The sequence below is a fragment of the Sorangiineae bacterium MSr12523 genome, from assembly GCA_037157775.1.
Taxonomy (GTDB): domain Bacteria; phylum Myxococcota_A; class Polyangia; order Polyangiales; family Polyangiaceae; genus Pendulispora; species Pendulispora brunnea.
Window position 1 is genome coordinate 7,831,702 of sequence record CP089982.1, and the last position, 26,548, is coordinate 7,858,249.

The 26,548-nt window shown below is 64.2% G+C and carries 23 protein-coding genes; 8 read left to right on the top strand and 15 right to left on the bottom strand.

Going from position 1 to position 26,548, the window contains the following annotated elements:
- On the top strand, window positions 1–1,590 hold the full coding sequence (locus LZC95_30745; protein ID WXA90819.1) for a hypothetical protein: 1,590 nt from the start codon (window positions 1–3) through the stop codon (window positions 1,588–1,590).
- On the opposite strand, the gene LZC95_30750 is transcribed toward LZC95_30745, so the two are convergent.
- Window positions 1,490–2,497, bottom strand: coding sequence for a LysR family transcriptional regulator (locus LZC95_30750; GenBank protein WXA90820.1), 1,008 nt, complete (start codon window positions 2,495–2,497; stop codon window positions 1,490–1,492). The two genes, LZC95_30745 and LZC95_30750, sit on opposite strands and share 101 nt — an antisense overlap.
- Before the next feature lie 82 nt (window positions 2,498–2,579).
- Between LZC95_30750 and LZC95_30755 the strand changes: the two genes are divergently transcribed.
- Window positions 2,580–3,587, top strand: a complete 1,008-nt coding sequence (locus LZC95_30755; protein ID WXA90821.1) for an aldo/keto reductase — start codon at window positions 2,580–2,582, stop codon at window positions 3,585–3,587.
- Between the two features lie 6 nt (window positions 3,588–3,593).
- Here LZC95_30755 and LZC95_30760 read toward each other — a convergent pair whose 3' ends face one another.
- The 3 genes from LZC95_30760 to LZC95_30770 all read right to left on the bottom strand — a co-directional run bounded on the left by LZC95_30760 (window position 3,594) and on the right by LZC95_30770 (window position 7,092).
- Window positions 3,594–4,883 (bottom strand): Hsp70 family protein, encoded by a 1,290-nt coding sequence (locus tag LZC95_30760; protein ID WXA90822.1) that lies wholly within the window; start codon window positions 4,881–4,883, stop codon window positions 3,594–3,596.
- Between the two features lie 108 nt (window positions 4,884–4,991).
- Complete coding sequence (locus tag LZC95_30765) at window positions 4,992–6,710, bottom strand: M14 family metallopeptidase (protein WXA90823.1); 1,719 nt, start codon at window positions 6,708–6,710, stop codon at window positions 4,992–4,994.
- Between the two features lie 10 nt (window positions 6,711–6,720).
- The gene (locus LZC95_30770; protein ID WXA90824.1) at window positions 6,721–7,092 is read right to left on the bottom strand and encodes a DUF4377 domain-containing protein; all 372 of its coding nucleotides are present in this window, start codon (window positions 7,090–7,092) and stop codon (window positions 6,721–6,723) included.
- 474 nt (window positions 7,093–7,566) lie between these two features.
- On the opposite strand from LZC95_30770, the gene LZC95_30775 reads away from it, so the two are divergent.
- Entirely contained in the window at window positions 7,567–8,739 is a 1,173-nt protein-coding gene (locus LZC95_30775) for a serine/threonine protein kinase (protein ID WXA90825.1), read from the top strand.
- Between the two features lie 104 nt (window positions 8,740–8,843).
- Here LZC95_30775 and LZC95_30780 read toward each other — a convergent pair whose 3' ends face one another.
- The 3 genes from LZC95_30780 to LZC95_30790 are packed head-to-tail and all read right to left on the bottom strand — an operon-like array spanning window position 8,844 to window position 11,530.
- Window positions 8,844–9,431 (bottom strand): LUD domain-containing protein, encoded by a 588-nt coding sequence (locus tag LZC95_30780; GenBank protein ID WXA90826.1) that lies wholly within the window; start codon window positions 9,429–9,431, stop codon window positions 8,844–8,846.
- The gene (locus tag LZC95_30785) at window positions 9,421–10,794 is read right to left on the bottom strand and encodes a lactate utilization protein (GenBank protein ID WXA90827.1); all 1,374 of its coding nucleotides are present in this window, start codon (window positions 10,792–10,794) and stop codon (window positions 9,421–9,423) included. Before LZC95_30785 ends, LZC95_30780 begins: the two co-directional genes overlap by 11 nt.
- On the bottom strand, window positions 10,787–11,530 hold the full coding sequence (locus tag LZC95_30790; GenBank protein WXA90828.1) for a (Fe-S)-binding protein: 744 nt from the start codon (window positions 11,528–11,530) through the stop codon (window positions 10,787–10,789). Before LZC95_30790 ends, LZC95_30785 begins: the two co-directional genes overlap by 8 nt.
- A 69-nt stretch (window positions 11,531–11,599) precedes the next feature.
- Between LZC95_30790 and LZC95_30795 the strand changes: the two genes are divergently transcribed.
- On the top strand, window positions 11,600–12,628 hold the full coding sequence (locus tag LZC95_30795; GenBank protein WXA90829.1) for an aldo/keto reductase: 1,029 nt from the start codon (window positions 11,600–11,602) through the stop codon (window positions 12,626–12,628).
- A 159-nt stretch (window positions 12,629–12,787) separates the two neighbouring features.
- Window positions 12,788–13,297: a hypothetical protein gene (locus LZC95_30800; GenBank protein WXA90830.1), complete on the top strand. Its 510-nt coding sequence runs from the start codon at window positions 12,788–12,790 to the stop codon at window positions 13,295–13,297.
- A 91-nt stretch (window positions 13,298–13,388) separates the two neighbouring features.
- Here LZC95_30800 and LZC95_30805 read toward each other — a convergent pair whose 3' ends face one another.
- From LZC95_30805 to LZC95_30820, 4 genes are read right to left on the bottom strand one after another with little or no spacing between them, the layout of a single operon-like run.
- The gene (locus tag LZC95_30805; protein ID WXA90831.1) at window positions 13,389–13,613 is read right to left on the bottom strand and encodes a SlyX family protein; all 225 of its coding nucleotides are present in this window, start codon (window positions 13,611–13,613) and stop codon (window positions 13,389–13,391) included.
- Window positions 13,614–13,627: 14 nt separating this feature from the next.
- Window positions 13,628–14,863 (bottom strand): hypothetical protein, encoded by a 1,236-nt coding sequence (locus tag LZC95_30810; GenBank protein ID WXA90832.1) that lies wholly within the window; start codon window positions 14,861–14,863, stop codon window positions 13,628–13,630.
- Window positions 14,860–16,242 carry a hypothetical protein gene (locus LZC95_30815; protein ID WXA90833.1) on the bottom strand — a complete coding sequence of 461 codons (1,383 nt, stop codon included), beginning with the start codon at window positions 16,240–16,242 and terminating at the stop codon, window positions 14,860–14,862. Before LZC95_30815 ends, LZC95_30810 begins: the two co-directional genes overlap by 4 nt.
- Window positions 16,218–17,210: an ornithine cyclodeaminase family protein gene (locus tag LZC95_30820; protein WXA90834.1), complete on the bottom strand. Its 993-nt coding sequence runs from the start codon at window positions 17,208–17,210 to the stop codon at window positions 16,218–16,220. Before LZC95_30820 ends, LZC95_30815 begins: the two co-directional genes overlap by 25 nt.
- A 153-nt stretch (window positions 17,211–17,363) precedes the next feature.
- On the opposite strand from LZC95_30820, the gene LZC95_30825 reads away from it, so the two are divergent.
- On the top strand, window positions 17,364–18,344 hold the full coding sequence (locus LZC95_30825; protein ID WXA90835.1) for a DMT family transporter: 981 nt from the start codon (window positions 17,364–17,366) through the stop codon (window positions 18,342–18,344).
- Here the strand turns inward: LZC95_30825 and LZC95_30830 are convergent.
- Window positions 18,280–19,044: a nuclear transport factor 2 family protein gene (locus tag LZC95_30830; protein ID WXA90836.1), complete on the bottom strand. Its 765-nt coding sequence runs from the start codon at window positions 19,042–19,044 to the stop codon at window positions 18,280–18,282. The genes LZC95_30825 and LZC95_30830 overlap by 65 nt on opposite strands.
- A 218-nt stretch (window positions 19,045–19,262) precedes the next feature.
- On the opposite strand from LZC95_30830, the gene LZC95_30835 reads away from it, so the two are divergent.
- Entirely contained in the window at window positions 19,263–20,720 is a 1,458-nt protein-coding gene (locus LZC95_30835; GenBank protein WXA90837.1) for a S8 family serine peptidase, read from the top strand.
- On the opposite strand, the gene LZC95_30840 is transcribed toward LZC95_30835, so the two are convergent.
- Complete coding sequence (locus LZC95_30840) at window positions 20,717–21,943, bottom strand: threonine synthase (GenBank protein WXA90838.1); 1,227 nt, start codon at window positions 21,941–21,943, stop codon at window positions 20,717–20,719. The two genes, LZC95_30835 and LZC95_30840, sit on opposite strands and share 4 nt — an antisense overlap.
- A gap of 102 nt (window positions 21,944–22,045) precedes the next feature.
- On the opposite strand from LZC95_30840, the gene LZC95_30845 reads away from it, so the two are divergent.
- Window positions 22,046–23,593 (top strand): serine protease, encoded by a 1,548-nt coding sequence (locus LZC95_30845; protein ID WXA90839.1) that lies wholly within the window; start codon window positions 22,046–22,048, stop codon window positions 23,591–23,593.
- 131 nt (window positions 23,594–23,724) lie between these two features.
- Here LZC95_30845 and LZC95_30850 read toward each other — a convergent pair whose 3' ends face one another.
- Together LZC95_30850 and LZC95_30855 are read right to left on the bottom strand one after the other, a co-directional pair.
- Window positions 23,725–25,353 (bottom strand): NAD-dependent malic enzyme, encoded by a 1,629-nt coding sequence (locus LZC95_30850; protein ID WXA90840.1) that lies wholly within the window; start codon window positions 25,351–25,353, stop codon window positions 23,725–23,727.
- A 38-nt stretch (window positions 25,354–25,391) separates the two neighbouring features.
- Window positions 25,392–26,504, bottom strand: a complete 1,113-nt coding sequence (locus LZC95_30855; GenBank protein ID WXA90841.1) for a pyridoxal-phosphate dependent enzyme — start codon at window positions 26,502–26,504, stop codon at window positions 25,392–25,394.
- Window positions 26,505–26,548: the final 44 nt, after the last annotated feature.

The following is a 26,548-nucleotide window of genomic DNA, read 5'->3' on the forward strand; positions in this document are numbered from 1 at the left end:
ATGACGACCCCGAAAAACGATAACGACAATTCCAACGAAATTCGTCCCGAGCTCGCAGAGCTGCGCACACGTCTCCATGCCACGACCGACCTTGCCCGACCCGAGGCGGTTGCCAAAAGGCGAAAGACGGGCCAGCGCACGGCGCGCGAAAACATCGCCGATCTCGTCGACGAAGGATCCTTCGTCGAGTACGGCGCCCTAGCCCTCGCCGCGCAAAGGCAGCGCCACTCGATCGATGAGCTGGTGAAGCGAAGCCCCGCCGACGGAATCGTCTGCGGCGTAGGCACGGTCAATCGCGCGCTCGTCGGTGAGGAGCGCGCGCGCACCATGGTGCTCGCGTACGACTACACCGTATTTGCCGGCACCCAAGGCGGCATGGGGCACAAGAAGCTCGATCGCATGCTCGCCCTCGCGGCCGATTGGCGCGTGCCCATCGTGCTCTTCGCCGAGGGCGGCGGCGGGCGCCCGAACGACACGGACATGCCCTTGGTGGCGGGCTTGGACACCACCAGCTTTCTGGCCTTCGCCGCACTCTCCGGCGTTGCACCGCGCGTGGGCATCGCCTCGGGCCGCTGTTTCGCCGGCAATGCGGCGCTCCTCGGCTGCGCGGACGTGATCATCGCCACGGAGGACAGCAACATCGGCATGGGCGGACCCGCCATGGTCGAAGGCGGCGGCCTGGGCACGTTTGCGCCCGAAGAGATTGGCCCCATCGACGTGCAAACCAAGAACGGCGTGGTCGACGTTCGCGTGCGCGACGAGGTGGAGGCCGTGGCCGTCGCCAAAAAGTACCTCGGCTACTTCCAGGGCCCCTCCCCCGCATGGACGAGCCCCGATCAAAGCACGCTGCGCGATGCACTCCCGGAACGCCGCCGGCGCGCGTACAAGATTCGCCCCATCATCGAGACCCTGGCCGACACGGGCTCGGTGCTCGAGCTGCGGCGTGATTTCGGGCGCAGCCTCGTCACGGCGCTCGTTCGCCTGGAGGGCCGGCCGGTGGGCTTGATCGCCAACGACCCCTTCCACTTGGGCGGTGCACTCGACGCCGATGCCGCCGACAAAGCGGCGCGCTTCTTTCAATTGTGCGACGCCTTCTCGCTTCCCATCGTCTCGCTTTGCGATACGCCCGGCTTCATGGTCGGCCCGCAGGCCGAGAAAACGGCGCTGGTGCGGCACGTCTCGCGCATGTTCATCGCCGCGGGAAGCCTCTCCGTCCCCTTCTTCACCGTGGTGCTGCGCAAAGGGTACGGTCTGGGCGCGCAGGCCATGGCGGGCGGGCACTTCCACGCGCCGTTCTTCAATGTGGCCTGGCCCACGGGCGAATTCGGACCGATGAACCTGGAGGGCGCCGTGCGCCTGGCCATGCGACGCGAGCTCGAATCGGTTGCCGACCCGGCGGAGCGCGAGCAGTTCTTTCAGGCCATGGTCGCCGAAGCGTACCGGCGCGGAAAAGCCATCAATATGGCGTCCCTTCTGGAAATCGATGCGGTCATCGATCCCGCCGAGACGCGCGCGTGGCTCGTCCGCGGCTTGAAGTCCGCCCCTTCCCGCGCGCACGCGGAGAAGCGCCGGATCGTTGACGCATGGTGATCTCCGATTCGGCAATGGCCGCAATCTTGTCGCGGATGAACCGATTTGCCGGGTTGTCGTCGTCGGCGACCGACCAAATGAGCTCCATGGCCGTGCCCGCAATTGCAAATGGCAATTCTGTCGTCTGCAATCGCGGGCGCTCGCTGCAAATGTGACGTGCCACCACCTCCGGAATGGTGGCAAGCAGCCCGGAGCCCTCGACGATGGCGCCGATGTTGTGGAAGCTGGACACCGAGCAACGGACGCTGCGGGTCTTGCGCACCATGTCCTCGACGATGCCGCGCAAATCGCCATTGTACGAAACGATGACGTGCTCGTAGGCGAAGTAATCGCGCTCCCGCAGCGGCAATGGAAAGCGCGCATAGCGCGGGTCGAACATGCACACGAAACCGCCCTCGTACACGGGACGTCGTTTGAAGCCCGGCGGAAGCTCGTCGGCCACGGTCACCGCCACGTCGACCTGACGGGAGGCGAGCGCTGCCCCCACCGTGCGAAACTGCACCGGTATCGCGACGACGCGCATCCGCGGCGCCTCTTTTCGCAACACGTGGAGCAGCGGCGGTAGCAGCCACGCCTCGTTCACGTCGGAAAATCCGATGCGGAAGGTGTGATCGCTGCTGCGCGGATCGAACGGCTCCGGGGCGAGCGCGGCATCGAGCAACGCGGCCAAGTGGGGCCGCACGATGGTCAGCAGATCTTCCCCGCGCTTGGTGAGCACGATCCCGCGCCCGCGGCGCGTGAAGAGCGGCACGCCCACCGCCTCGGTGAGCCTGCGCAGCGCCGCGCTGATGGCTGGCTGCGTAAGGTAAAGCCGGCCGGCCGCCGCGGTCACGCTCTCGCAATCGGCCACCGCGACGAAGACACGCAGGAGGTTCAGATCCAGGTTCCTTCCATAATCCTCGTTCATGTTTCACATATATCTTATTCGTTGGTCTGATGAGACAGGGAGCCGTACGAATGGGGGGCCAACCAACGAGGAGTTGAAAACGATGACTCGAGAAAAAGCCTCCCACACGATCCCGCTCGGCAATACCGGCCCGAAAGTTTTCCGCTTGGGCCTCGGCTGCATGGCCTTCTCCGGCATGTACGGTCCCACCAGTGACGCCGAGGGCATCGCCACGATTCGCTCGGCCATCGAGCGCGGCGTGACCTTGCTCGATACGGGTGATTTCTATGGCATGGGCCACAACGAGATGCTCATCCAGCGTGCCCTCGAGGGCCAAGGTTACCAGCGCGACAATTTGCAAATCTCGGTGAAGTTCGGCGGCCTGCGCGCCCCCGACGGCGCCTGGATTGGCGCCGACACGCGCCCCATCGCGGTGAAGAACTTCGCCGCGTACAGCTTGAAGCGGCTCGGCGTCGACGTCATCGACGTCTACCGCCCCGCACGACTCGATCCCAACGTGCCCATCGAAGACACCATCGGGGCCATCTCGGACCTCGTCAAACAGGGATACGTGCGCCACATCGGCCTCTCCGAGGTCGGCGTGGAGACCATCCGCCGCGCGCATGCCGTTCATCCCATCGTGGACCTTCAAATCGAATATTCACTGGCCAGCCGCGGGCCGGAGCAGAAGATCTTCCCCGTGCTGAAGGAACTCGGAATCAGCGCCACGCTGTACGGCATCCTCTCGCGCGGTTTGCTCAGCGGACGAAAGCCCAAGGACGCAAGCGACTTCCGCGCGCACCTTCCTCGTTTCAGCGGCGAGGATGGCGTTCACAACGAGCAAATCGTGGCGCGGCTCAGTGCCTTCGCCGAGGCCAGCGGCCGCACACCCTCGCAACTCGCCATCGCGTGGGCCATCGCCAAGCAGCCCGCGTTCGTTCCGCTGGTTGGCGCAAGGACGCGCGCGCAACTGGACGACGCCCTCGGCGTGTTGGACAAGCCACTATCCGCCGAAGACGTTCGTGCATTGGAAACCATCGTCCCGGTGGGCTCATTCCGCGGCGACCGATACGCCACCGTGCACATGGCCCACTTGGATAGCGAACGCTGAAGTCGACTACGAGAGATCGTGCGCGCGCAGCGCGAGGCCGCTGGCCACGGAGATCATTTCGCCGCCGGCCTCGATCTTCTCGGCGCCGAATCGCGAGTCGAAGATGCGGCGCACGGCCGGAACGAACGACGTTCCGCCGGTCATGAACACGCGGTCCACGTCCTTGGCGCTCAATCCGACCCGCGCGAGCAGGCGGTCGACGCACTCGGACATGGCCCCGGTTTCCTCGTCGATCCATGACTCGAAGTCGGCGCGGGTGAGCGCGTGCTCGATGCGCAAAGATTCATCCTCGAAGAGGAAGGTCGTGCGATCGTCCTTGGAGAGCGCGACCTTGGTCTTTTCGATGGCCCGATACAGGTGGTAACCAAGGTCCTGATCGATGATGTGCACGAGCCCGCGAATTTTCTCCGGTTCCAGCGACTGGTCCTGAATTTCGCGAAGTAGCTCCGTCGTTCGCTTCGACTTGAGAAACGACAGGTGGTGCCAGCGACGGAGCTTCCCGTAAATCCACACCGGCACCGGCAGCTCTTTGCCGAGCATGGATCGGTACGAGGAGCCAAGTCCCAAATACGGAGAAACCACGTTGTGAAGAATCTTCGCATCGAGCGCATCACCGGCGAGGCCCACACCGTCGTTGCCCAAGATGCGCTCGGATTGCGGAGACTTGCGCGCCGAAGGTCCGACGCGGATGAGCGAAAAGTCGCTCGTACCGCCGCCGAAGTCGGCAATGAGCACCAGCTCGTCATGATCGAGGCGCGATTCGTAATAGTACGCAGCGGCCACCGGCTCGTATTCGAAGACGATGTCCTCGAAACCGGCAGCGGCAATCGCCTTTCGCAAGCGTCCTTCGGCAAACGCATCGTCGTCGTCGCCTTTGCCGCCGGAAAAGTGAACCGGCCGGCCGACGACGATGCGCGGTCCCAACGCGCCCATTTGCTTCTCGGCCAGCCCGCACAGGGCGCGCACGAGAAACGAGAGAAGATCGGTCAGCGTGTAGTTGCGTCCGAAGACGCTGGTGGCCTCGAAGCCCGGATCGGACAAATACGTCTTGAGCGATTGAATCAGCCGTCCGGTGCCATCGGCTTCCAGATACTCGTCGATGGCCGTGGGGCCCGCTACCGAGGTGATGCCCCGACGCGCGTCGCGCGCATCGGGGTGAAAGTACAAGATGGACCGAAACGTGTCCGTGACGCCGCCGCGATGTTCGAAGTGCGCGAGGGTGACGTCCCGCTCGGCTCCCGCCAAAGCGAGCGCACTGTTCGTCGTCCCGAGATCGAGTCCCAAAGCTCTGCGCATTTACGCCTCCTTGTTTGAAGACGTCGTGGCGAGTACACGACGTGCCACGCAGGGGGGCAGCGTATCTAGTCTGCCCCGAGGCATCGCGCAAGCGTCTATTCGAAGGAGTTAGAACGAGTCCGCGTCGGTTCGGTAGACGGGGTACAGGTCGAGCCGCTCGTCGAACGAAGGATGACGGCGGTAGAAAAAGTCGAGCCGCGCCGCCGGACTGCGCGCGAAATCGGGCTCATTTCCCAGCTTTCGCGCGAACTCAGCCGCCAACTCGGGATCGGCCGCCAACATTTCCCGCGCAACCTGCTCGGCCACGTAGGCATCCATGTACTCTTTTCGCTCGTAGACGGCGTTGAAGAAGCCCCACGCGCCGAACGAATCGGGCGCCTGCGGCTCGAGCAGCGCCATGGCGAGACGCGCGAAACGCTGCGCGATGGGAACGAACAGCGAGCCCGAGGGGATCTCGCGCTTCTCCGCATGCCACGCCCCTTCGACGGCCACCATGGTGCGCCCTTCGAAGGGCGCGGGCTGGAACGTCACCTTCGAGGCCCGGAATGCCTCCACCGGCGCCGCGGCCATCGGCTCACTCAACTGCCGCGACGCGATGCCGTGCAGCGCGAGCCGCGCACCGATGTCTTGCGCGTACGCCGCCGGAACGATGTACCCGCCCTTCGGCGCGGGCGCGGTTCGCTTCACCACGACTCCGGTCCGCAAGGGGACCCGCCAGATTTGCGGCTTCGACGGATCGTAGCGCGTGGCCAGCTGCCCCGAGATGGGCGACGGTTCGCGCGTATAGGCATATCCGCGAAACTCGATTTGGGTCACCTCGTCGCTGAGACCGTAATCGATTTCGACGGGCTGCCCGCCCAGCGCGGCGCCGGCGATATCTGCCTTTTCGACCAAGGCCAGCGCCGCGGGCCCTTTGTTGACCGTCCAATCCGTGAGCCCGGCGATGGTATTCAATGTCATGCGGATACGCGCCTCGTAACTCTTCCACGAGTGCGTCTCCAAAAGCAGCGTGAAGCGATTGCGCAGGTTCCAATAGCCGGTCGAGAAGCGTGGACTGTACACGTAATGCTCGAAACCCGATTCGGGGTCGTCCTGCCGCGCCAGACTCGGATAAAATGGCAGGGGCAGCGATCCTTCCGCCGCCAGCTTGGCGATGACGTGCTCGCGCAGATCGAGCCCCGTCGCCCGCAGCGCCGGATCGCCCGTGTGAATGGGTTCCACCTGCACGGAGACGTCGTGTTCGAAATCCGCCCCGTTGGTGACGTGCAAATCGGCATAGACGAGAGGGTTCCATTCCAGGAGCAGGCGCATCATGGCCTGCATCTCCGGCGAATCGACCTTGGCGTAATCGCGATTCAAGTTGAGATTCTGCGAGGTGCTGCGCCAGCCCATTTCTTCGGGGCCGACTTGGTTCGGGCGATTCCATTTTCCGAAGCGCTCGTGCCCATCCACGTTGAAAACCGGCACGAACAGAATGGCGCTCTTCTCCAGCGCCCCCGCCGCGAGCCGGCCCTCGAGCATGTCGCGCAAAGCCATGAAGCCGGCATCCTTGCCATCGCTCTCGCCGGGGTGAATCCCGCCCTGCAGAAAGAGCACCGGGATCTTCCGCTCGGCAATCTCCTTCGCCGTGAGTGCACCGGTCCGCGACACGATCAGCGCGATCATCGGACGTTGTTCGGGGGTGACCCCGAAATCGAAACAGCGCACGGCATCGGGCCAGGTCTCGGCGTACGCGCGCGCCAAGCGGAGCACCTCGTCGTAGCGCCCCGTTTTTTCGAATCGGGTTTGCTCGGCGATCGTTCGAAGATGGTCGAGATTTCGGGTCATGGGTCCGCCTCTAGGGCTTGGCAGGGGTTTGTTCCAGCACCTCGACCAAGATTAATCGCAAGCTCGAACCATCCGCCGGGGGATTCGGTACCTTTTCCTCACGGATGCGAAGGCGGTACTTCATGCCGGCCTTGTGGGTGAATCCCTCGATGCCCGAGTACCAAAGCTCCCACTCGGCCTGGGGGTTGTTTCGAATGCGCAAGCACTTCTGCGGCCCCACGCCCGTGCAGTCCACCATCTGGGAATCGACTTCGATGTCGCGCGTCCCCTCGGCTCCTGCAGCCGCCGGTGTCGTGCCGCTCCCCGCCGCGGGCGACGGATTGGAACAGCCCTCGATCGCCATGCCTACTACGATAAGTGCCAGCCATGCATTCGTTCTCATCGGTCGCTCCTCCTCCAGTCCGTGGGGTGGGCGCGATGATACGTGAGAGCACGAGCCCGGCGCACCGCGGCCTTCCGACGAGCCGGAAGAACCACTCCGCTCCAGCGTCGCTGGTATCGCCACGAGAGGTTGCCGCAGACATCGCAGCGCCTCGACGAAATCCTTTCTTGGAGAGCGCGCAGAAGGTGCGCCCGAGAGCCACCTCACGCCGGCAGGACGTGGACCGTGTCGGCCGAGCGGATGACAATTGGTCACGAATGAGCGCCGCTACGATTGTCCGCGGAGAGATTCGTGTTCACGATGATGTGGTGCGCAACGGGGCGCAACAGGATGGCGCAACAGCGGTGCAACAGGGTGCAACACCGCAACCGCGCATAACGGAGCAATAGTTTCGGCGATTTCATGAGATAGTCGCGCACTCGAGGCCTGGAACGACGGTTGCTCAATGCACAACGTCGAGGAACTCTGACGCGCATGCGGGGGTTGTCCATGTTGATGGAGGGTGAGGTCTTTCTAGAGAAGTACCGAATCGAGCGGCAGATTGGCTGCGGCGGTATGGGTGCCGTCTATTCGGCGGTAGATATCGACCTGGACAGGCGGGTTGCCATCAAAGTACTGCTTCCCGAGATCGCGGCCTCGTCTTTGGCCGCGACACGATTCGTGAATGAGGGCCGTGCGGCTGCGCGTGTCGAGGGCGACCACGTGGCACGTGTGTTTGCCGCCGGTCGCACGCCGGATGGCCTTCCGTATATGGTCATGGAGTTTCTCGAGGGTGTCGACCTGGAAGGGCTTTTGCGCAAACGCGGAAGGCTCGCGGTATGGGAGGCCGTCGATATCCTTCGTCAAGCACTGAAGGGTGTCGCAGAAGCGCATCGGCACGGCATCGTCCACCGCGATCTCAAGCCGGCCAACCTGTTCCTGCACCGGCGGGGTGACGGGGGCTACGTGGTCAAAGTGCTCGACTTCGGTGTCTCGAAGGCGAACCGGCCATCGACGCTCGCCACATCGGATGATCAGGAAGAGGCCGAGCTCACCGTTACGAAGACGCTGCTCGGATCACCGGCGTACATGTCGCCCGAGCAGCTGTACGACTCGAAGCGGGTCGATGTCCGCACCGACATTTGGTCGCTCGGCGTGATCTTTTACGAGATGCTTGCCGGAGTCGCCCCCTTCGAGGAGAAGTCCCTCAGCGATCTGGTCGTGGCGATTTTGCACAAGACACCGCCGCCGCTCCGCGAGCTGCGCCCGGACATCGCACCGGAACTGGAACGCATCCTCGACGGTTGCCTCACCCGCGATCGCGATCAGCGCACCGCGTCCGCATCCGTACTGGCCGAACAGCTGGAGGCCTTCGCCGCGAGCGGTCTTGGCGATGCCGATACGGAACCGCCGCCAAGCCTCACCGAGCCGGCGCACACCCTGGTCGAACCGGTGCGGGCCATGGCCGAGGCAGCCGCCGCAACCATCGTCGAGCCCCCGCCCTCGTCGATGATGCCCCCACCCTCCTCGATGACGCCCTCCTCATCCCTGGTGAAAACCCATGTGTGGGAGCCCAAGCCCCCACCGTCACTGGTGCTGCAGGTGTCGTTCTTCTTCCTCATGCTGGCAGCCTTCGCCGTAGCCTGCATCGCCATGTGGCGCCCCTAATCGAAGAAGAGAAGATTGAACAGGGAGGCGGGGAGACGGGGAGTTTAAGAGATTTTTTATAAAAAAAAAACTCCCCGCCTCCCCGCCTCCCTGTTCAATTCTCTTCAGACGACCAGCGCCGTGCAGGAGCGGGGGCCTTGGGCGCCGATGACGAGGGATTGTTCGATGTCGGCGGTTTTCGAGGGGCCCGAGATGAAGGTCGAAAAGCCCCGCGCGCCCACGGAGATGCGCTCGTAGGCCTCATGCATGTTGTGCACGATGGTGTCGGCGCGAAGCACGAGCACCATGTGCTGGGCCAAATACCAGCCGGCGCGGAAGGGGAAGCCGTCTTCGACGACCCAGACTGCGCCGTTTTCGGCCACGCCCAATTGGCCGGGCAGCACGCACACGTCGACGTCCGCGAGCTCGGTGGGGTCGATGATGGCCGCCATGTTCACGTTGGCCTTTTTCGCGCCCGGCACCAGCGACAGAACACGAATGGCCGACGCGTATTCCGGCAATTTCGAAAGCGCTATTTCGATATCGCCATCGCCGGCGAAAATGCACCGTCCACCCACGTCGGAAAGGCTCTTGGCGAATTGAGCGTGCACGTCGGGATACTGCACGCCCGACGTCGGCAGATCGGGCAGCGGCTTCGGTGGAACGTGCGCCGCACGCAGCGCGCGCAAAATATCGTTTCGGCTATTGGCCACGACGCCTCCGGTACATCTCGCGAAAACTCTCCTTCGGTGCAGGTGGAAGCTCGCGCTGGCGCCCCCAGTCGTTCGCGCGAAGAAGCGCCTTCGGCAGCTTCGGCAAAATCCAGCGGGCGATCCGGCCCAAGAACTCGTACGCCCACGTGCGCGCCAGCACCCAGCCGGCCAGCTGCGACGCCGCGCGCTTGCGCAGCGGAATCAGCTCGGCACGCCCCAAATCGCCCCGCCACAAGAGCAGCTGCTGATGCAAATCAATCTGCACCGGGCACACATCGCTGCACGAGCCGCACAACGTCGAGGCAAACGGCAAACTGCGGTGCTTCTTTGGATCGATGTGCGGCGCCAGCACCGCCCCCAAAGGCCCGGGCACCGTCACCCCGTAACTATGGCCACCGCTGCGCCGGTACACGGGGCACGTGTTCATGCACGCCCCGCAGCGGATGCACTGCAGGGTGCGCCGGTAGTGCTCGCGACCCAGGATTTCGCTGCGCCCGTGATCGACAATCACGATGTGCAGCTCTCCGCCGGGCCGCGGCCCGTGGAAATGCGACGAATACGCCGTCACCGGCTGCCCGGTGGCGGAGCGCGCGAGCAGCCGCAAAAATACCCCCAGATCTTTCGCCCGCGGAATCACCTTCTCGATGCCCATGGAGGCGATGTGCAACGGCGGAATCGCTGTGCCCAAATCCGCATTGCCTTCGTTGGTGCACACCACGAAACCGCCCGTCTCCGCGATGGCGAAATTCACCCCCGTGATCCCCGCTTGCGCCGCCAAAAGGTTCCCGCGAAGCTGCCCCCGCGCGACCTCGGTCAGCACCTTGGGATCGGAAATGCCCGACGCCGAGCCCATCGTGTCGTGGAAAAGATCGCCAATCTCCTCCTTCTTCAAATGGATCGCCGGCATCACGATGTGGCTGGGCGGCTCGTGCCGGAGCTGCACGATGCGCTCGCCCAAATCCGTGTCGATGACCTCGATGCCGTGCGCCTCCAAATGATGATTCAATCCGCACTGCTCGGTGAGCATCGATTTGCTCTTCACCACGCGCGTGACATTTCGCTCCCGGAGCAATCCATGGACGATGCGATTGTGCTCCTCCGCATCGCGCGCGAAGTGCACGTGCGCCCCCAGCGCCGTCGCCTTCTTCTCGAACTCCTCCAAGTAGTCGGCCAGGCGCGACAACGTGTGCGCTTTGATGTCCGCGCCGAGCGCGCGCAACGACTCCCACTCGGGAATCACCGACGATGCGCGATCGCGCTTCTCGCGCACGAACCACAAGGACTGGTCATGCCATTTCAGCCGCGCATCGTTCGCCACGAACGCCGCGGCGTTTTCCGGGTGCTCCGTCGTCCCTTCATTCATTGGCTGTCGCCTCCGCCAAAATCTCCGCCACGTGCATCACGCGTATCGGCTTCTTCTGCCGCCGCAGCAATCCATCGAGGTGCATCAGGCAGCTCATGTCTCCGCCGGTGATGATCTCGGCCCCACCACGCTCATGATCCGCGATGCGCCCATTGCCCATCGCCACCGACACCGCCTCTTCACCAACCGCGAAGGTGCCCCCAAAACCGCAACACTCGTCCTTGCGCGAGAGGTCCGCAAATTGAATGCCTTCGAGCCCGGACAAAAGAGACCGCACCTTGTCGAACGGCTGCACGCGCCGCTCACTCCCACTGCCCAGACGCAGCTCCCGCAAGCCGTGGCAGCTCGCGTGCAAACCCACGCGATGCGGAAATCGCCCCTCGGGCTTCACCCCCAACACGTCATGGAGAAACTCGCACAGCTCGAAGGTCTTGCTGCGGAGCTCGGCGATGCGATCCGGCACCAGCTCGGCGTAGTGATTGCGCACCATGGAGGTGCAACTCCCAGATGGGCACACTATGTATTGGTAGGATGAGAACACCTCCAGGAACTTGTCCGCGATGGGCTTGGCAACATCGAACGAACCCGAATTGAAAACCGGCTGACCGCAACAAGTTTGGGCCTGCGGGTACTCTACGCGGACGCCATAGCGTTCGAGCAGTTCCAGGGTGGCGAGCCCAACATGCGGATAGAACTGGTCGACGTAACAGGGAATGAAGAGGGCGGCATTAATCATCGGAGGACTCGGGGCTATCTTGCCCTCAATCCAGGTACAGGCACACGACGAAAGGTCAAGGCACTGCAAATGGAATTCAGACAGCTTGGCGGTTCAGGACTCAAAGTTCCCGTCCTTTGCTTCGGCACGGGGACGTTCGGCGGGCGGGGGGAATTCTTCGGCAGTTGGGGAAAGAACGGGGTCGACGACGCGAGGCGGTTGGTCGACATCTGCCTCGAGGCGGGGGTCAACTTCTTCGACTCGGCCAACACCTATTCGGATGGCCTCTCGGAGGAAATCCTGGGCAAGGCCATCGCCGGCCGGCGCGACAAGGTGCTCATCTCCACCAAAGGCAGCTTCCGCTTTGGCCAGGGCCCGAACGACGTGGGCTCGTCGCGGCACTTCCTCGTGTCGGCCGTCGAGGGCTCGCTCAAGCGCCTCGGGACCGACTACATCGATGTCTACCAGCTCCACGGCTTCGACGCGCAGACGCCGATCTTCGAGGCGCTGCGCACGCTCGACGATCTCGTTCGCGCGGGCAAGATCCGGTACGTGGGCTGCTCGAATTTCTCCGGGTGGCACCTGATGAAGTCCCTGGCCATCGCGGACCAATACGGCTTTTCGCGCTACGTCGCCCATCAAGCCTATTACTCGCTCGTGGGGCGCGAGTTCGAGTGGGAGCTGATGCCGCTGGGGCTCGAGGAAAAAGTGGGCACCCTCGTTTGGAGCCCGCTCGGCTGGGGAAGGCTCGGGGGCAAGGTCCGCCGCGGGCAACCGTTGCCGGCGGAGAGTCGCCTCCACACCAAGATCACGGTGGACGAGGGCCCGCCGGTCCCGAACGAACATGTGTACAAGGTCGTCGATGCGCTCGACGAGATCGCGAAAGAAACCGGCAAGACCGTCGCGCAGATCTCCCTCAACTGGCTCCTCGGGCGGCCCACGGTCTCGAGCGTCATCTTCGGGGCGCGCAACGAAGAGCAACTCCGGCAAAACATCGGCGCAGTCGGCTGGAAGCTCACGCCCGAGCAACGCGCCAAGCTCGATGAGGTCAGCGCGACGACGCCGGTGTATCCGTATTGGCACCAGCGGCTTTTCGAGCGCAACCCACCTCCAGTGTGACCCTTCGTGGCAGACGTGACCGGCGTGACGCATCGCCACACCAAGACACACGAGCCCGCTGACCGATAGCCTTATAGGAAACGGTGGCATGCGTGATGCTGACATGACGGGGCGAACCAGAAGAACCACGAGGGGGGCCGTCATGGAGGAGACAACGTCATGCCCAACCTATCGCGTACCACTCTGATCTTCGCGGCCGCGCTCACCGCGCTTTCGGCTGCGGTCGCGTGCGAACGCACCGGTCGCGAAGAACAAGAAAAGGTGACTTCGGCCCAGCGGGAGGCGGACAAGAAGAGCAACGAGGCCGTGAAAGAGTCGACCACGAAGATCACGTCGGCGCAGGCCGAGGTCGACAAGAAGACCGCCGAGGCCAATGCCAACTTCGTCAAGACGAGGGAAGACTACCGCACCAAGCTGTCGTCGAAGGTCGAGGACATCGACAAGACGATCCAGAAGCTCGACACCAAGCAGCGAACGGCCACGGGCAAAACGAAGGCCGAGCTCGATGCGGCGTTGCCGGATATTCACTCCAAGCGCGATGCGCTTCGTCGAGACATGACCCAAATCGACATGGTGACGATGGCCAATTGGGACGGAACCAAGAACCAATTGGACACCGACATGGACGCCCTGAAGGCTGCGCTCGACAAGGCGCCGTCCGTTCTTTGATGAGGGCCGATGCGAATGCGGTAGAGGAAAAGCGAAGCGGGACCGGCTGATGGTCGGGAGCCGGTCCCGCTCCTGAGGTGAGTTCGTTCGTTTAGTAGTGCGGTGGCTTCTCGTCCACCAAATGGGTCGTACGATCTCTAATCGCTTCCGGGGCGTCGTCCAACCGATTGCGCATCCGAAGAAGCTCCGCGCGCAGGCCTTCGATGGTCTTGCCCTGCTCGAACACCACCCGATTCAATTGCTCGACGAGCCGCTCGAGATGGGAGTAGCGAATCTCCAGCTCGATCAATCGTGCTTCCGTAGGATCTGCGCTCATCGAACTCGTTGAACTCATTGAAACAGGTGCCCTAGGTGATTCGGTTCCTCGAGCATGCCGTGATTCGGGACGAAAGGGAGACGCCATGTTTCGAACCCGCGAAGGTGCGGGCCAAACATGTACGGCGAGCAGGATAGTCCACTGCGCCGCTCGACGCACCTTGCCTCGGTGTATTCGAGCAGACTGTATTCCCGGGGCCGCACCCGCTCCTGGACCAGCCACATGGGCGGAACGCCGTCGGGGCCGGGTGCCTGCTCGGGAAGGCTTCGCAGCAGATTCTCCCATTCATCTTGCGGCAGATTGCAGCCGAAAACGACGTGACGCCCCTCGTGCGAATCGCTTCGCTTCAGGACGAAATCGCCGCGTGAACGGCATACGCGCTCCCATTCGGCACCGTGCAGTTGCCCCAACATGCGCGTTGGCGGAATGAGCGCTTCCACGGCGTCGATTTCGTCCTCGGTGAGGGTCGTCGGGCGCGTGCGCGGATCGCTCAAACACGCGAGGAAAAGCTTGGATTGAAGCACACTCAGCCCGAGGGGCACCGTCCCACCGAGGACATGTGGCACCAGCGGGCGCAGCGTTCGCTCGAAGAGGGCGCGCTGGCGATTCACGGTGTACAGGGTGCACGCACGGTGCAGAAAACCGGGGACGGATTTGGAAAACGCCGGCGCAGGCTCGCCCGCGTAGTGGGCAATATGCCGAATTCCGCAACGGTTCTCGTTGAGGAACGCGAGAATCGGCTCGCATTCCGGCGCCGCCGCCACGGTTCGGACCCAATGAACGAGGCAAGGCGCGCGATCCCCGAACTGTTCGAAGTGGTCGCGCAGCCCCACGAGCGGGCGCCCGCCCCACGCCGCCGGGTCCAAATCGAAGCGTTCTGCCGCGAAACACCACGCCGCGTCGGGCTTTTCGTAACCAGACACGGCCGTATCGAAGTTGGTCTCCACCACCTTGGGGCCATCGTTCGACAAGACGATGTCCGGGCGCCCGAAGAGATGCGTCTCCGGAGGATGCCGGCGTGGCTCGTCGGAGAGGTACGGCCAATCGCCGTAAAAGCGCTGCATCGCCCCGATGGCTGCCCCCAGCTCGCCCTCCGGCGGGTGCGCGAGCACGGCCAGGTGCGCGCGATAAAGCGACACCAGCGCGCCTTCGAGCGCGCGCACCGATTCCAGGGGCGACGTGACGGGTGCCCAACAGGGCGCGCCCGGACGTGGCGACGATGCGAGGGGCGAAACGAGAAATGGCGTCACGGTGTCACGAAGGGCGTCAAGAACGAGCCCGTGGCGACGTTCATGGCACGATCGCCGAAGGAAGGCTCGTGAAGGTGCACGCGCAAGGTGGCGGTACCCGCCATTTCGCCGTCGACGTGGTGCGGGCAAAAATCGAACTCTACATCGCGCCGCCGCGGTTCGCCGTCCGGCGCGATTTCCACCCAAGGCAACACCGGCGAGGGAATGCGCCGCTGAAAGACGAAGCGCCCATCTTGGCGCGCATCCACGAGGCGCCCCCAGCTCGCCGCCGTGTGCAGGCTGCCGAATTCGACCCCCTCGCCAAAGGAGGAATCCGTCGGCTTGGAGATCCACTCGGGTCGATTCTCCAGGATGCGCACGCGCTCCTCCGGGGCGTGCGCGAGGTTCACCGTTTCGGGCAGCACCCGGCCGAGGGCGCGCACGTCCTCGGGCGAGAGCGCGAGCTTCTGCACGATGCGCGGGGCCGAAAGAAGCGCAAAGGTATCTTTGCTCGCCGTGAGGAACGAGCGCGCCGCATTCACGATGAGGTGCTCTTCCGGGTGGCCGCAGATCGTTTCGTAATCGGCGACATCCGACGGAGGGTATGGATCCAGGTAAACGGATTGCCGCCAAACGATGTCCACTTCGCGCCCGCGCACGACGGGTTTTCCGCCGGCCAAGCGAACCTCGTTCGGGTACGCATGCAATATCGCGACATCGTGCCCGCATTCCCGGCCGGCGGCCTCGCACGAGCGCGCGAGGTACGGGAGCTCCTTTTTTCCTTCGTAGCCGTGCTCCGACACGAGCGCCACGCACCGCAGCTCGCGACCCGGATGGCGCGCGTGCAGCTCGCCCGCAAGCCAATCGAACACGCGCGGGGCGAGGCGTCGCGGCGCATAGGAAAAACCGAGCTCGCCGAGAATGTGCGCCGCGAGGCGCTGATCGATGTCGTGCCAATAGAACGAGAGCGGTGCAATCTGATTGACCTCGATGGCCGAAAAGACGCCGCTATGCGGATCCAGGAACGCGTCCATGCGCCGCAGCCGGCGCCGCACGGATTCGCTCGATTCATAGCGGCATTGCTCGACGAGGCGCACGCTGCCCGGCTCGAGTGAGCGCATCAACCGCGCGAGCACGTCGCCCCCGTCGGGGCCGTACGCGTGCGCCTCCAACGCGACCAGCGCGCGCACGAAGGCCTGCGCATCGCGCAATGCTGCGTGCACGCGCGCGGGCTCCAGGCCGATGGGCAGCACGAAGGGTCGATCCAAGGTGAGACGCGCTTCGCCGGCCGGCGGCGGCTCGTAGAACGCCCGGACCAGCCGGGCACGCGCATCGCGTGTCATGCGGCACGCCGCCTCGAACAGCGGCTCGCAGGTCAAATCCACTGCGGATTCCGCCACGTGCGAAAGCGGTGCCCCACTCCGCGCGCCACGGCGGTGCGATAGACGCGATGGGCCACGAGCACGTCTTCGAAGGCAAGCCCCACCGGCGAGAAGAAGATGCTCTCCTCGTCCGAGCGCCGGCCCGGGCTGAGCCCCGCCAAGATGGGCCCGAGATCTTCGACGCGCGAGGCGGGCAGGAGGCCGCGCTCCACGGCGATGGCATGCGCCTGCACACCGCGGCTGCGCACGTCTTCCCATCGATCGGCCACGACCCGATCCATGCGCGTGAGCACGTCGAGGTCGACCTCGAATCCACCAATGGAAAAGATGGTCACTCCGCGCTGCGCAATCCAAGGCGCGCGAACGATGGGCTCGTGATCCACGGAGACGCACGTCACGATCGTGTCCGCCCCGCGAACGGCTTCCTCGGGTGAGTCCACGGCGACGATGGAGAGCCCCGTTCGTGCCCCCATTTCCTCGGCGAACCGATGGCGCGACAGACCGCGGGCGTGCACGCGCACGCGTTTCAGCTCGGGCAGCGCCGCGCTCAGCCCGAGGAGCTGCGTGCGCATGTTGATCCCGGCGCCCACGAGGCCAAGCTCGCGGGTGCTGCTGCGCGCAAGCCGGCGGGCGGCCAGGAGCGACACCGCACCGGTACGGGTCGCGCTGATGGCCTGCGCATCCATCACGCACATGGGCAGCTTCGTCTCCGGGTCGAAGAGAAGAATGAAGCCCGAGGCCCGCGGTAGCCCTCGCTCCACATTGCCGGGCATGGAGCCCATGATCTTGCAACCGAGAACATCGCGTTCCCAGTGCTGAACCAGCGAGGGCATCACATTGAAAAAGCCGGTTTCACTTTCCGGTTTTCCAGGACACGGCTGCAAGGAGGTCTTTTTGGGCAATTGCACCCGCTTCTCCAAGAGCAATGCGAAGCCTTCCGCCACGTCGTCGGCGGCCATTTGCAGGTCCGCCCCGCCACAGGCCACGACGTCTTCGAGTGATAGAAATAGTACCGATTCCGATAAGAGCGCGACTGATGGAAGCATCCAGATTCCCACGTTTTTGCCTGCGCTAGCCCATCGAGCAAGAAATATTCTCCGAAATGGATCACGAGGCCCTATTGAGATGGGACACTTCCCATGTCATCGAATCGCCATCCGTGGGCCGGCGCCCTTCTCGTCTTGCTATCCAATGTTTGCTTTGGCACGACAGGGCCCGCGGCCAAGGCCGTGATTGGCGTGGGATTGTCGCCGTTCCAGGTCGTGCAGCTTCGTTTGATGGGCACGTCGCTGACACTGCTCGTCATTGCACTTTTGCGTGACCCCAAGTCGCTGCGCATCACCCGCGGGAGCATTCCCTTTTTGCTCGGCTACGGGCTACTCGGGTTCTTTGGCATCCAGTTGCTCTACTTCATTGCGCTGGCGCGCCTGCCGGTGGGGGTCGCGCTCTTGCTCGAGTACATGGCTGTCGTGCTCGTTGCGCTCTGGGCGCGATTCGTCCAAAAGCGCACCCTCGCACCGACGACGTGGGTGGGCATTGGCCTCGCGGTGGTGGGCGTCGCCCTCATCGAGCAGGTGTGGCGCGGTCCCGTGCTCGATGCGGTGGGTGCCATCGCGGGGTTCGGTTCGGCCATTTGCCTGGCGGCTTATTTCCTCATGGGCGAGCGCGGCGTCGGCGGGCGGCACCCGCTGGCGTTGGCCGCCCTGGGCAGCACCGTCGGCGCGGCCGCGTGCATCGTCCTGGCGCCACCGTGGACCTTGCCGCTGGCGCGCCTTGGCGAGACGGCGCCGCTCGGGCCTTTGGCGGCGCCCGCGTGGATGGCCATGGCCTACGTCATTCTGGTGGGAACCGTCGCCGCGTACCTCACGGGCATCGCGGCGTTGCGTTACCTGCCCTCGCCCGTGGCGGGCGTGATGAGCACCTTCGAGATCGTGATCGCGTCGACGGTGGCGTGGCTGCTCTTGGGGGAAAAACTCAGCGCCATCGAGCTCACCGGCGCGGCGACGCTCTTCATGGGCGTCGTGCTCGCGCAGGTGGGCAATTTGAGAAAACCGGCTAGCGTTTTGCCTTCTTCCACACCACGTCCGTCCCCCGGCGGCGCTGTCTCATCTCCGCGATAGCGCCCGCATCGTCGGGCATGAAGACCCATCGATCCGAGCTTCCGCGCACGAAGAAGATGCCATCGCCCTCGGCAAAGAGCGGCACGGCCGGCTTGCCCTCGCGCAAAAGCGATAGATGATCGCCGTCGCGCTTGATCGAGATCGTGGCCCCGGTCACCGCGTAGTCGCCGACGAACGCATCGAGACGCGCCGACGGCAGCTTCGCCACCACGGGATCGGCGGAGACACCGACGACGCTCGACGCGAGCAGTTCCCAGCGGTTTTGACGAATGCGCCACGTGTCGGTGATGACGAAGCCGGTGACGATCTTCTGACCGAAAATCTCCTCGATCTCCTCGTCCTCGTGAACGATGACCGCGTGGTCGCTCGACATGCGCACGGTGGATTTCTTGATGCGCAAGGTGCCGTGCGCGTACGGCGGGAGCGGCTTCAACTCGTTGAGGAACTCCTCACGCGTGAACGTCTTTCCATTCTCGTCGGTGTAGACGGCCTTGGGCGCCAGGTAGCGGTCCCACACCTCTTTCTTGCCGGGCGCAATGGCATCGAGCAGCTCCTGCGTGAGCTGGACCAAGTCGTCCCCGCCGCTGCCCCGAATCGGGGCCACGGGGCCCTGCTGGGCAGCACATCCTGCGGACAACACCGCGAGCGCACACACATGGGCAAACATCCGCGCAGATGCTGATAGGCCGGGAAAGGTCATGATCCCTTTATAGGAGGCGCTTTGACTTTGTAGAAGCCGCTTCGGGCGCGAACCACATGTGTGGGGCCTTCGGACAAATCGATGTTCATCGGACTCCGCGATGCCCGTCCATGATTGATCGAATTTTTCACCCGTGCCATAGATGGGACCGGCTCCACTGTTGAGGCCAGTGGGCGCCGAAGAAACAAACAGAGGCCCCGCGTTCTCGGAGGTTACTCATGGACGATTCACTGCGTCGCCGCGGATTCGTTTCGCTCGCGCTGCTCGTTCTCGCCGCGTGCTCCAGCGACGAGCGGCACGATGGTACCCGCTCGGCATCGACCGCATTGGCCCATTCGGCATCGCTCGATCCGCGGCTTGCCCACGTACTCGCGGGCGCGTTGCCAGCGGCCAAATTCGACGTGGTGGTGAGCTACGACGCGCCCAGCACGGGGCTCGCGAAGCTGACCAGCGCTTTGGAGGGGCTGGGGCTCGGCGTTCTGCAGTTTCCCCATCTGCATGCCGTCGCCGTGCGCGCGACGGCGGCGCAAATCACGGGATTGCGCGCTTTGGCAGGCGTGCGATCCGTCTATTTGAATCGGCCGCTGAAGTACCTGCTGAATCAGAGCGTGCCCGGCACGCATGCCGATCAAGTCGTTGCCACCGGTGTGACGGGAGCGGGGGTCGGCGTCGCGGTGCTCGACTCGGGCATCGATGGGCTGCGCCCCGACCTCGCGTATCCGTCGCACACCGTTCAAAATGTGAAGATCGTCGCGGACGTGAACGACATTCTCGCGGGCATTGCGCCGCCCACGCCCGTGGGTGCGCTGGCGCTCGAGAATCTACCCGATACGGATACGACGACGGGGCATGGCACGCACTGCGCCGGCATCATCGGCGGCCTGGGCGCGCAATCGGGCGGCAAGTACAAAGGGGTTGCGCCGGGCGCGAAGTTGATTGGCATCGGTGTGGGCGATGGGATCAACATTCTTTGGACCCTCGCCGGCTTCGATTGGATCCTCGGGCACAAGGACCAATACAACATTCGCGTGGTGTCGAATTCGTGGGGGAGCGAGGGCACCTACGACGAGAACGATCCGATCAACCAGGCGACCAAAAAGGTGCATGATGCAGGCATTGCCGTGACCTTCGCGGGAGGGAACTCGGGGCCGGGGGCGAACACGATCAATCCCTACAGCGTGGCGCCATGGGTCCTTGGTGTGGCCGCAGGGTGCAAGATCGATCCGAACAACGACACGCCGACCTGCCTTCGGGCGGGCGACAAGCTGGTCGCAGACTTTTCCTCACGCGGAACGCCGGACAGCGATCTGTTGCACCCCGACGTGACCGCCCCCGGCGTGGACATCGTGTCCGACCGCGCCCTGACCGGCACGGTGCTCAACGTGCTCGATGCGCAGAGCGATCTCACGAAGTGCAACATCGCGGCGGGCGATCTCCTCGGCTACACGTGCGCCTCCGGCACTTCGATGGCCACGCCCCACGTCGCAGGCATCATGGCGCTGCTGGTCGAGGCCACCGGCGGTAAAATCACGCCGGATCAGGCCTACGAGAGCATCGTGAACACCGCCCGCCCCCTCGCGGGCTATGCCACCTTCGAAGCGGGCGCCGGCTACGTCGACGCCAAAGCGGCCGTGGACTACGCCAAATCCCACTTCGCCCAAGACGCCTCTTTCTAAGGGTCCACCACGTCGAGATTGACGTCGACGAAATCCGGGTACTTCAAACCCGTGCCCGTGTTGAACAGGACCACACTTTCGCTCCAGCGGAGCACGCCGCGCGCGTAGAGCTTTTTCGCGGCCGCCCACGTGGCGGCGCCCTCCGGGGCGGCGAAGATGCCCTCGCGCGCGGCCAGCTCACGCAGCGCCGCGGCGATTTCGTCTTCGCTCACCGCGAGGGCGGTGCCACCCGAATCACGGATGGCCTTGAGAATGAGGTAGTCCGCCACCGCGCCGGGAACGCGAAGGCCGGCGGCGCGTGTGTTGGCATTTTCCCACGGCGGCGCGTGGTCCAAGTTCTGTTCGAATGCGCGCACGATGGGGGCGCAGCCCTCCGCCTGCACGCTGATCATCCGCGGACGCTTCGACCCGATCAGGCCCATGGCCTCGAGCTCGTCCCATGCCTTCCACATCCCCACGATGCCGGTGCCGCCCCCCGTGGGGTACACCACCACATCGGGCAGCGACCAGCCGAATTGCTCGGCAAGCTCGAGCCCCATCGTCTTCTTGCCCTCGGCGCGGTACGGCTCCTTGAGCGTCGACACGTCGAACCACCCTTCCGCATCGGCGCGCTTGCGCACGATGCCCGCGCAATCGCTGATGAGCCCCCGCACCAACGTAACGTGCGCCCCGTAGACGACGCACTCTTTCTGATTGAGCAGCGGCGTATCCACCGGCATGAACGCATGCACGCGCATGCCCGCCCGCGCGCCGTAGGCCGCGAGCGCCGACGCCGCGTTGCCCGCCGAGGGAATCGCCACCACCTCCACCCCGAGCTCGTGCGCGCGCGAAATCGCTGCCGAAATGCCGCGCGCCTTGAACGACCCCGTGGGGCAGAGCCCCTCCTCCTTGATGTAGATGTTGTCCCCGAGCTTCGGCGCCGGGAGCAACGGCGTGTCGCCCTCGCCGAGCGATACGATGTGATGCGGCCCGCGCACCGGCATGATCTCGTGCCATCGCCACATCCCACGGGGCCGCAGCGCCAGCGCCTCCTTCGTCATGGTGAGGCGCGCCTTCTCCAGATCGTAGCGAGCAAAGAGCACCTTGCCGCAATCCGGGCAAAGCCGCATGACCCGATCGGCATCGTGCCGCTTCTTGCATGCGGTGCATTCCAGGTGGGTCAAATGCGAGACATGCGATGGATTGCGGCGGCTTTTTGCAGCGGGCGTCGTATCGTCGGACATTTGAAGAGGAAGACTAGTGGGAAACTTTCCCGCGGAAAGGTCGAACCTCTGATTAACTCATCGGCCACGAGCTTTTCCTGACACGAGGGGAGACTTCTTTCCATGTTCGCCTACCGCTTACCCGTGCGTGCACTTTTTGCCGCCACGCTTCTCATTGCCGCGGGCTGCTCTTCATCCGATGACGACGGCCCTTCGGGTCCGGCCGACATCCCTGAATTCAACGCCTTCAAAGATCTGACCGAGGCACCGCTCCCCATTCGGACGGCGGCCCAAGCCGTCGTGCGCATCCAGACCACCGACTCGTCCGCCACCGGCTCGTTCATCTCGGCCGAAGGACTTTTGCTCACGAACAACCACGTGCTCGGCGTCGACGTCTGCCCGAAGGAGGGGTGTTATGCGCGCATCACGCGCATGCACCAGCTCGGGGTGGATCCGCCGCGCGACTCGGAGACGATCTTCGTGGAACCGCAGCACATCGACGTCGGGCTCGATATGGCCGTTTTGCAGGCGTACGCCGTCGACTCGAACGGCAAGCGAACCTCGCAGCGCCTCTCCACACCGCAGTTCTTGAACCGCGTCGCGCGCGATTCCGCATCGCTCGTGGGCACGCACGTGAACGTGGTGGGCCACCCGGAGGGAAAGCTCAAGAAATGGACGTCGGGCGATGTGGCCCAGGCCAGCGGCACATGGTTCAAGAGCACCGCGTTCATTCTGCCCGGCAACAGCGGCTCACCGCTGCTCGATGATGCGGGGAACATCGTCGGCCTGCTTCACCGCGGCCCTACGGCGCAAGATCTCGTGACGAAGACCGGCATCAACGTGTACTCGATTGGCACGTCGTCCGCTGCGATGGAGGCCGCGATGGGTGCCCCCCTTCCCGCGGCCGCACGTTCGCTCGCCACCCCCGCCACGGCGGAGGACATCGTGGAGCACCAGGCCGTGTACCGCAACGCGCACGTCGCCATCGCACAAGTCCTCACGGAGCCAGCGACCACGCCGCCGCAGGCTTCGCCGAAGGACGTGCTGTCACTGCTCGGCGCGGCCTGCGACAAAGGACTCGACCGGACCGATTTCGATTCGCCGGAAGATCTCGCAGCCGCCGTGCAACCTTGTTACGACGCGCTCGATTGGATCGCCTGCTCGTCGGAAACCGCAGCGAACGAGTACCAAACCTGCCCCAAGGACGAGACGAAGGCCGCGTGGAGCACGCGTTTCCAGCGCACCTTCGATGCATTCCGGGCGCTGAATGGGCAGCTCTACTTGGACATGCTCACCTACGCACCGGCATCGCTTCAAACGACGGCATCGGCGGCGAGCACTCTGGCCCGGAGCAATCTGCAGAGCGTGCTCGCGCAAACGAATCCGCCGCTCGACTTCTCCTTGTCGACGTACCTGGCCATCTACGGCATCCAAGACTACGCGGGCACCAACCTGGCCGACTACGTGCGCAACTACACCCGGGCCGTGCACTACGAGTTGTCCATCCCCAACGTCGCCCTCACCGCCCTCTGGCTCAATCGCAGCAACACCTTGAGCGTCGACGAGACGAAAACTCTCCTCGCCCGCCTGGCCACCGACGAAAAAGCCAGCCTCGGCCAAAAGCTCTACATCGAAGAAATCCGCTACAACTCCGGCCTCCTCGCACAATGAAGAGAGAACCGCCAGGACCGCCAAAAGAGAATCGCCAGGATCGCCAGAGGAACCAACAATAAACCCTCATTTGGTTTTATTGCCGTTTCCGCTGGCGATCCTGGCGCCTTGGCGGTTCCTTCTTCTGCGGGTTACCCCAAGCTGTGGTACTCGGGAATATACGCGTGGGCGCGAATCAGCGCTTCCAGATCATCGGGGCGCGGCATGCGCGTGAGGCCGCGCGCATAAATGACCTCGGCCACGCGGGTGGCGGCGAGCAGTTCCGTGCGCAGCAATTCCGATTGCGGCGGGTAGATGAGGCCCACGTCGAGATCGGACTGCATGACCTGCTCGGCCACGCCGCGGGCGGCGGCGATGAACATCTCGTCCGTCACACGTGTGGCCTGCGTCGCGTAGACGGCCATGCCGATGGCCGGGAAGATGTACACGTTGTTGCCCTGGCCCGGGACGAACGTCTTGTCGCCGTAACGCACGGGCGGGAAGGGACTTCCACTCGCGAACACCGCGCGGCCCTGCGACCATTGGTATGCCTCTTCGGCAGTGCACTCCGAGCGCGACGTTGGATTGGAATAGGGGAAAATGATCGGCCGCTCGTTCACCCGAGCCATCGCCTCGATCACGCGACGGTCGAAAGCACGCGCCACCGTGCTCACGCCCACGATGGCCGTCGGCTTGAACATCTCGATGGCATCGGCAAAATCCTTGATCGACGGAAGCTCGTGCGCGTACGGCTTCTGGAACTCGTGCAGATCGGTGCGCGTCGACTCGATGAGACCGTGAATGTCGAACAGCGCAATTTGCGATTGCGCGTCCTTCAAAGAGAGCCCTTCGAGCACCATCGCCTGCGTGAGCAACCCGGCAATGCCCAACCCAGCCGACCCTGCACCGAGGAAGAGCACACGCTGCTGCGAAAGCGGCTTACCCGTAATGCGCGTGGCGCCCATCAAACCGGCCAGCGCGACGGCCGCCGTACCCTGGATGTCGTCGTTGAAGCAGCACACGCGATCGCGGTACTTCTCGAGCAACCGCATCGCGTCCACGCCCGCCCAATCCTCGAATTGGATGCAGCAGCGCGGAAACACTTCTTGCACCGCCTCGACGAACTCCTCCACGAACTCGTCCAGCTCCGCAGCCGAAGGACGCGGGCGCCGCAAGCCGAGGTACAGCGGATCGTTCAGCAACTTCGAATTGTCGGTCCCGAGGTCGATGAGCACCGGCAACGTGAACTCGGGCGGCACACCTCCGCACGCCGTGTAGAGCGCCAGCTTGCCAATGGGGATGGCCATACCGTTGGCCCCGAGATCGCCCAGGCCCAAGATGCGGTTGCCGTTGGTGACCACGATGAAGCGCACGTCCGACACCGGCCAATTGCGCAGAATCTCCTTCACGCGCCCTTTGTGGTTGATTCCCACATAAAGGCCCTTGGTCCGGCGCATGATGAGGCCGTAGCGCTCGCACGCCTCCCCCACCGTGGGCGTGTACACCAGCGGCAAAAGCTCCGCTGGCGCCTGCCGGAGAACCCTGTAAAAGAGTGTCTCGTTGGTGTCCTGCAGGCTGGATAAATAGATGTACTTGCCGAGGTTGCTATTCTTCTCGGCAAGTTGCGTGAACGCCCGGCGCACCTGCGTCTCGAGCGTATCGACACCGTCTGGCAGAAGCCCCAGCAAGCCCAGCGACTCGCGCTCTTCCTCGGTAAAAGCAGTTCCTTTGTTGAACCGAGGGTCGCGAAGTAGCGGGGCGCCGCGCAATGGAAACGTCATGTCGAGGTCCTAGTCGCGTTGATACCGCTTCGACAAGTTCAAACCAGGTCAGAAATGCGCGCCGTCGCCTTCAACCCGGAGCCCGTGAGCACCAGCACGGTGGTCTCGTCCGGACGAATGGCGCCCGAAGCCAACAATTTCACGAAGGCCGAAGCCGCCTGTGCGCTGGTGGGCTCCACGTAAAGCCCCATCTTAGCCAGCTCGAGCGTGGCTTGCGCGATTTCCGCCTCGGTCGACGTCACCGCACCGCCCCCACTGCGCTCCAGCGCCGCACGCACTTCCGCGAGCCGAATCGGCTGTGCGATCGCCGTTCCCTCGGCGATGGTCGGCAAAATCGGCAATTCCTGACCGAGCAAGCTCGCCGCGATGGGCGCGCAATGAACCGGTTGGGCGGCAAACAGGCGCGGCAACCGCTCGATTTGCCCTGCGCGCAGCAATTCAGAAAAGCCGATATCACAACCCAGGACGTTCGACCCGGCCCCGCACGGGATGATGACGTTGTCCGGGGCGCGAAAACCGAAGTCCTCCCAAAGCTCGTAGGCGAGCGTCTTCGTCCCCTCAAGAAAGAATGGATGCCAATTGTGGCTCGCGTAAAACACGGTTTCCGACTTGGCCACCGCGGCATCCGCGGTGTCCTGCCGCGTACCGGGAACGAGCTCCACGCTGGCCCCATGTGCGCGCATTTGCACCGTCTTGGCGGGGCTCGTCGAGGCGGGCGCCAGGATGGTCGCCCGCAGCCCTCCGGCGGCCGCATACGCGGAAATCGCCGCGCCGCCGTTGCCGGAGCTGTCCTCCAGCACCGCATCGATGCCTTGTGCGCGCAGGGCCGACAACATCACCGATGCCCCGCGATCTTTGAAGCTCCCCGTGGGATTGAACCACTCGCACTTCGCATACGCCTTCGCGCCGGAACCAGGAAAAATGCGCGGAACCAGCGGCGTGCAGCCTTCCCCGAGTGTGATCGGGTCCTGCACGGGCAAAGCGAACGCAGCGCGGTAACGCCAAAGGCTGCGCGTCGTGGTGTGCACGTCGGAGCGCGTGAGGCCCGATTGGGGCGTAAGGAGCAGCGGGGCTCGGTTTGGGCCGCACCAACGCGGCACGTCAAGAGCAAACGTCTCCCCCGTCTGCGGATCGAGATATCGGGCGGTCATGGTCTTTGGGCACCTTGTCTATCGCACGATCGACGGGCTAGATA

What these genes read in the sequence shown, in the direction of transcription:
- LZC95_30745 (WXA90819.1), top strand. Translation starts at nt 1, where the DNA reads ATGACGACCCCGAAAAACGATAACGACAATTCCAACGAAATTCGTCCC.
- LZC95_30750 (WXA90820.1), bottom strand. Translation starts at nt 2,497, where the DNA reads ATGAACGAGGATTATGGAAGGAACCTGGATCTGAACCTCCTGCGTGTC.
- LZC95_30755 (WXA90821.1), top strand. Translation starts at nt 2,580, where the DNA reads ATGACTCGAGAAAAAGCCTCCCACACGATCCCGCTCGGCAATACCGGC.
- LZC95_30760 (WXA90822.1), bottom strand. Translation starts at nt 4,883, where the DNA reads ATGCGCAGAGCTTTGGGACTCGATCTCGGGACGACGAACAGTGCGCTC.
- LZC95_30765 (WXA90823.1), bottom strand. Translation starts at nt 6,710, where the DNA reads ATGACCCGAAATCTCGACCATCTTCGAACGATCGCCGAGCAAACCCGA.
- LZC95_30770 (WXA90824.1), bottom strand. Translation starts at nt 7,092, where the DNA reads ATGAGAACGAATGCATGGCTGGCACTTATCGTAGTAGGCATGGCGATC.
- LZC95_30775 (WXA90825.1), top strand. Translation starts at nt 7,567, where the DNA reads ATGCGGGGGTTGTCCATGTTGATGGAGGGTGAGGTCTTTCTAGAGAAG.
- LZC95_30785 (WXA90827.1), bottom strand. Translation starts at nt 10,794, where the DNA reads ATGAATGAAGGGACGACGGAGCACCCGGAAAACGCCGCGGCGTTCGTG.
- LZC95_30790 (WXA90828.1), bottom strand. Translation starts at nt 11,530, where the DNA reads ATGATTAATGCCGCCCTCTTCATTCCCTGTTACGTCGACCAGTTCTAT.
- LZC95_30795 (WXA90829.1), top strand. Translation starts at nt 11,600, where the DNA reads ATGGAATTCAGACAGCTTGGCGGTTCAGGACTCAAAGTTCCCGTCCTT.
- LZC95_30800 (WXA90830.1), top strand. Translation starts at nt 12,788, where the DNA reads ATGCCCAACCTATCGCGTACCACTCTGATCTTCGCGGCCGCGCTCACC.
- LZC95_30805 (WXA90831.1), bottom strand. Translation starts at nt 13,613, where the DNA reads ATGAGCGCAGATCCTACGGAAGCACGATTGATCGAGCTGGAGATTCGC.
- LZC95_30825 (WXA90835.1), top strand. Translation starts at nt 17,364, where the DNA reads ATGTCATCGAATCGCCATCCGTGGGCCGGCGCCCTTCTCGTCTTGCTA.
- LZC95_30830 (WXA90836.1), bottom strand. Translation starts at nt 19,044, where the DNA reads ATGACCTTTCCCGGCCTATCAGCATCTGCGCGGATGTTTGCCCATGTG.
- LZC95_30835 (WXA90837.1), top strand. Translation starts at nt 19,263, where the DNA reads ATGGACGATTCACTGCGTCGCCGCGGATTCGTTTCGCTCGCGCTGCTC.
- LZC95_30840 (WXA90838.1), bottom strand. Translation starts at nt 21,943, where the DNA reads ATGTCCGACGATACGACGCCCGCTGCAAAAAGCCGCCGCAATCCATCG.
- LZC95_30845 (WXA90839.1), top strand. Translation starts at nt 22,046, where the DNA reads ATGTTCGCCTACCGCTTACCCGTGCGTGCACTTTTTGCCGCCACGCTT.
- LZC95_30850 (WXA90840.1), bottom strand. Translation starts at nt 25,353, where the DNA reads ATGACGTTTCCATTGCGCGGCGCCCCGCTACTTCGCGACCCTCGGTTC.
- LZC95_30855 (WXA90841.1), bottom strand. Translation starts at nt 26,504, where the DNA reads ATGACCGCCCGATATCTCGATCCGCAGACGGGGGAGACGTTTGCTCTT.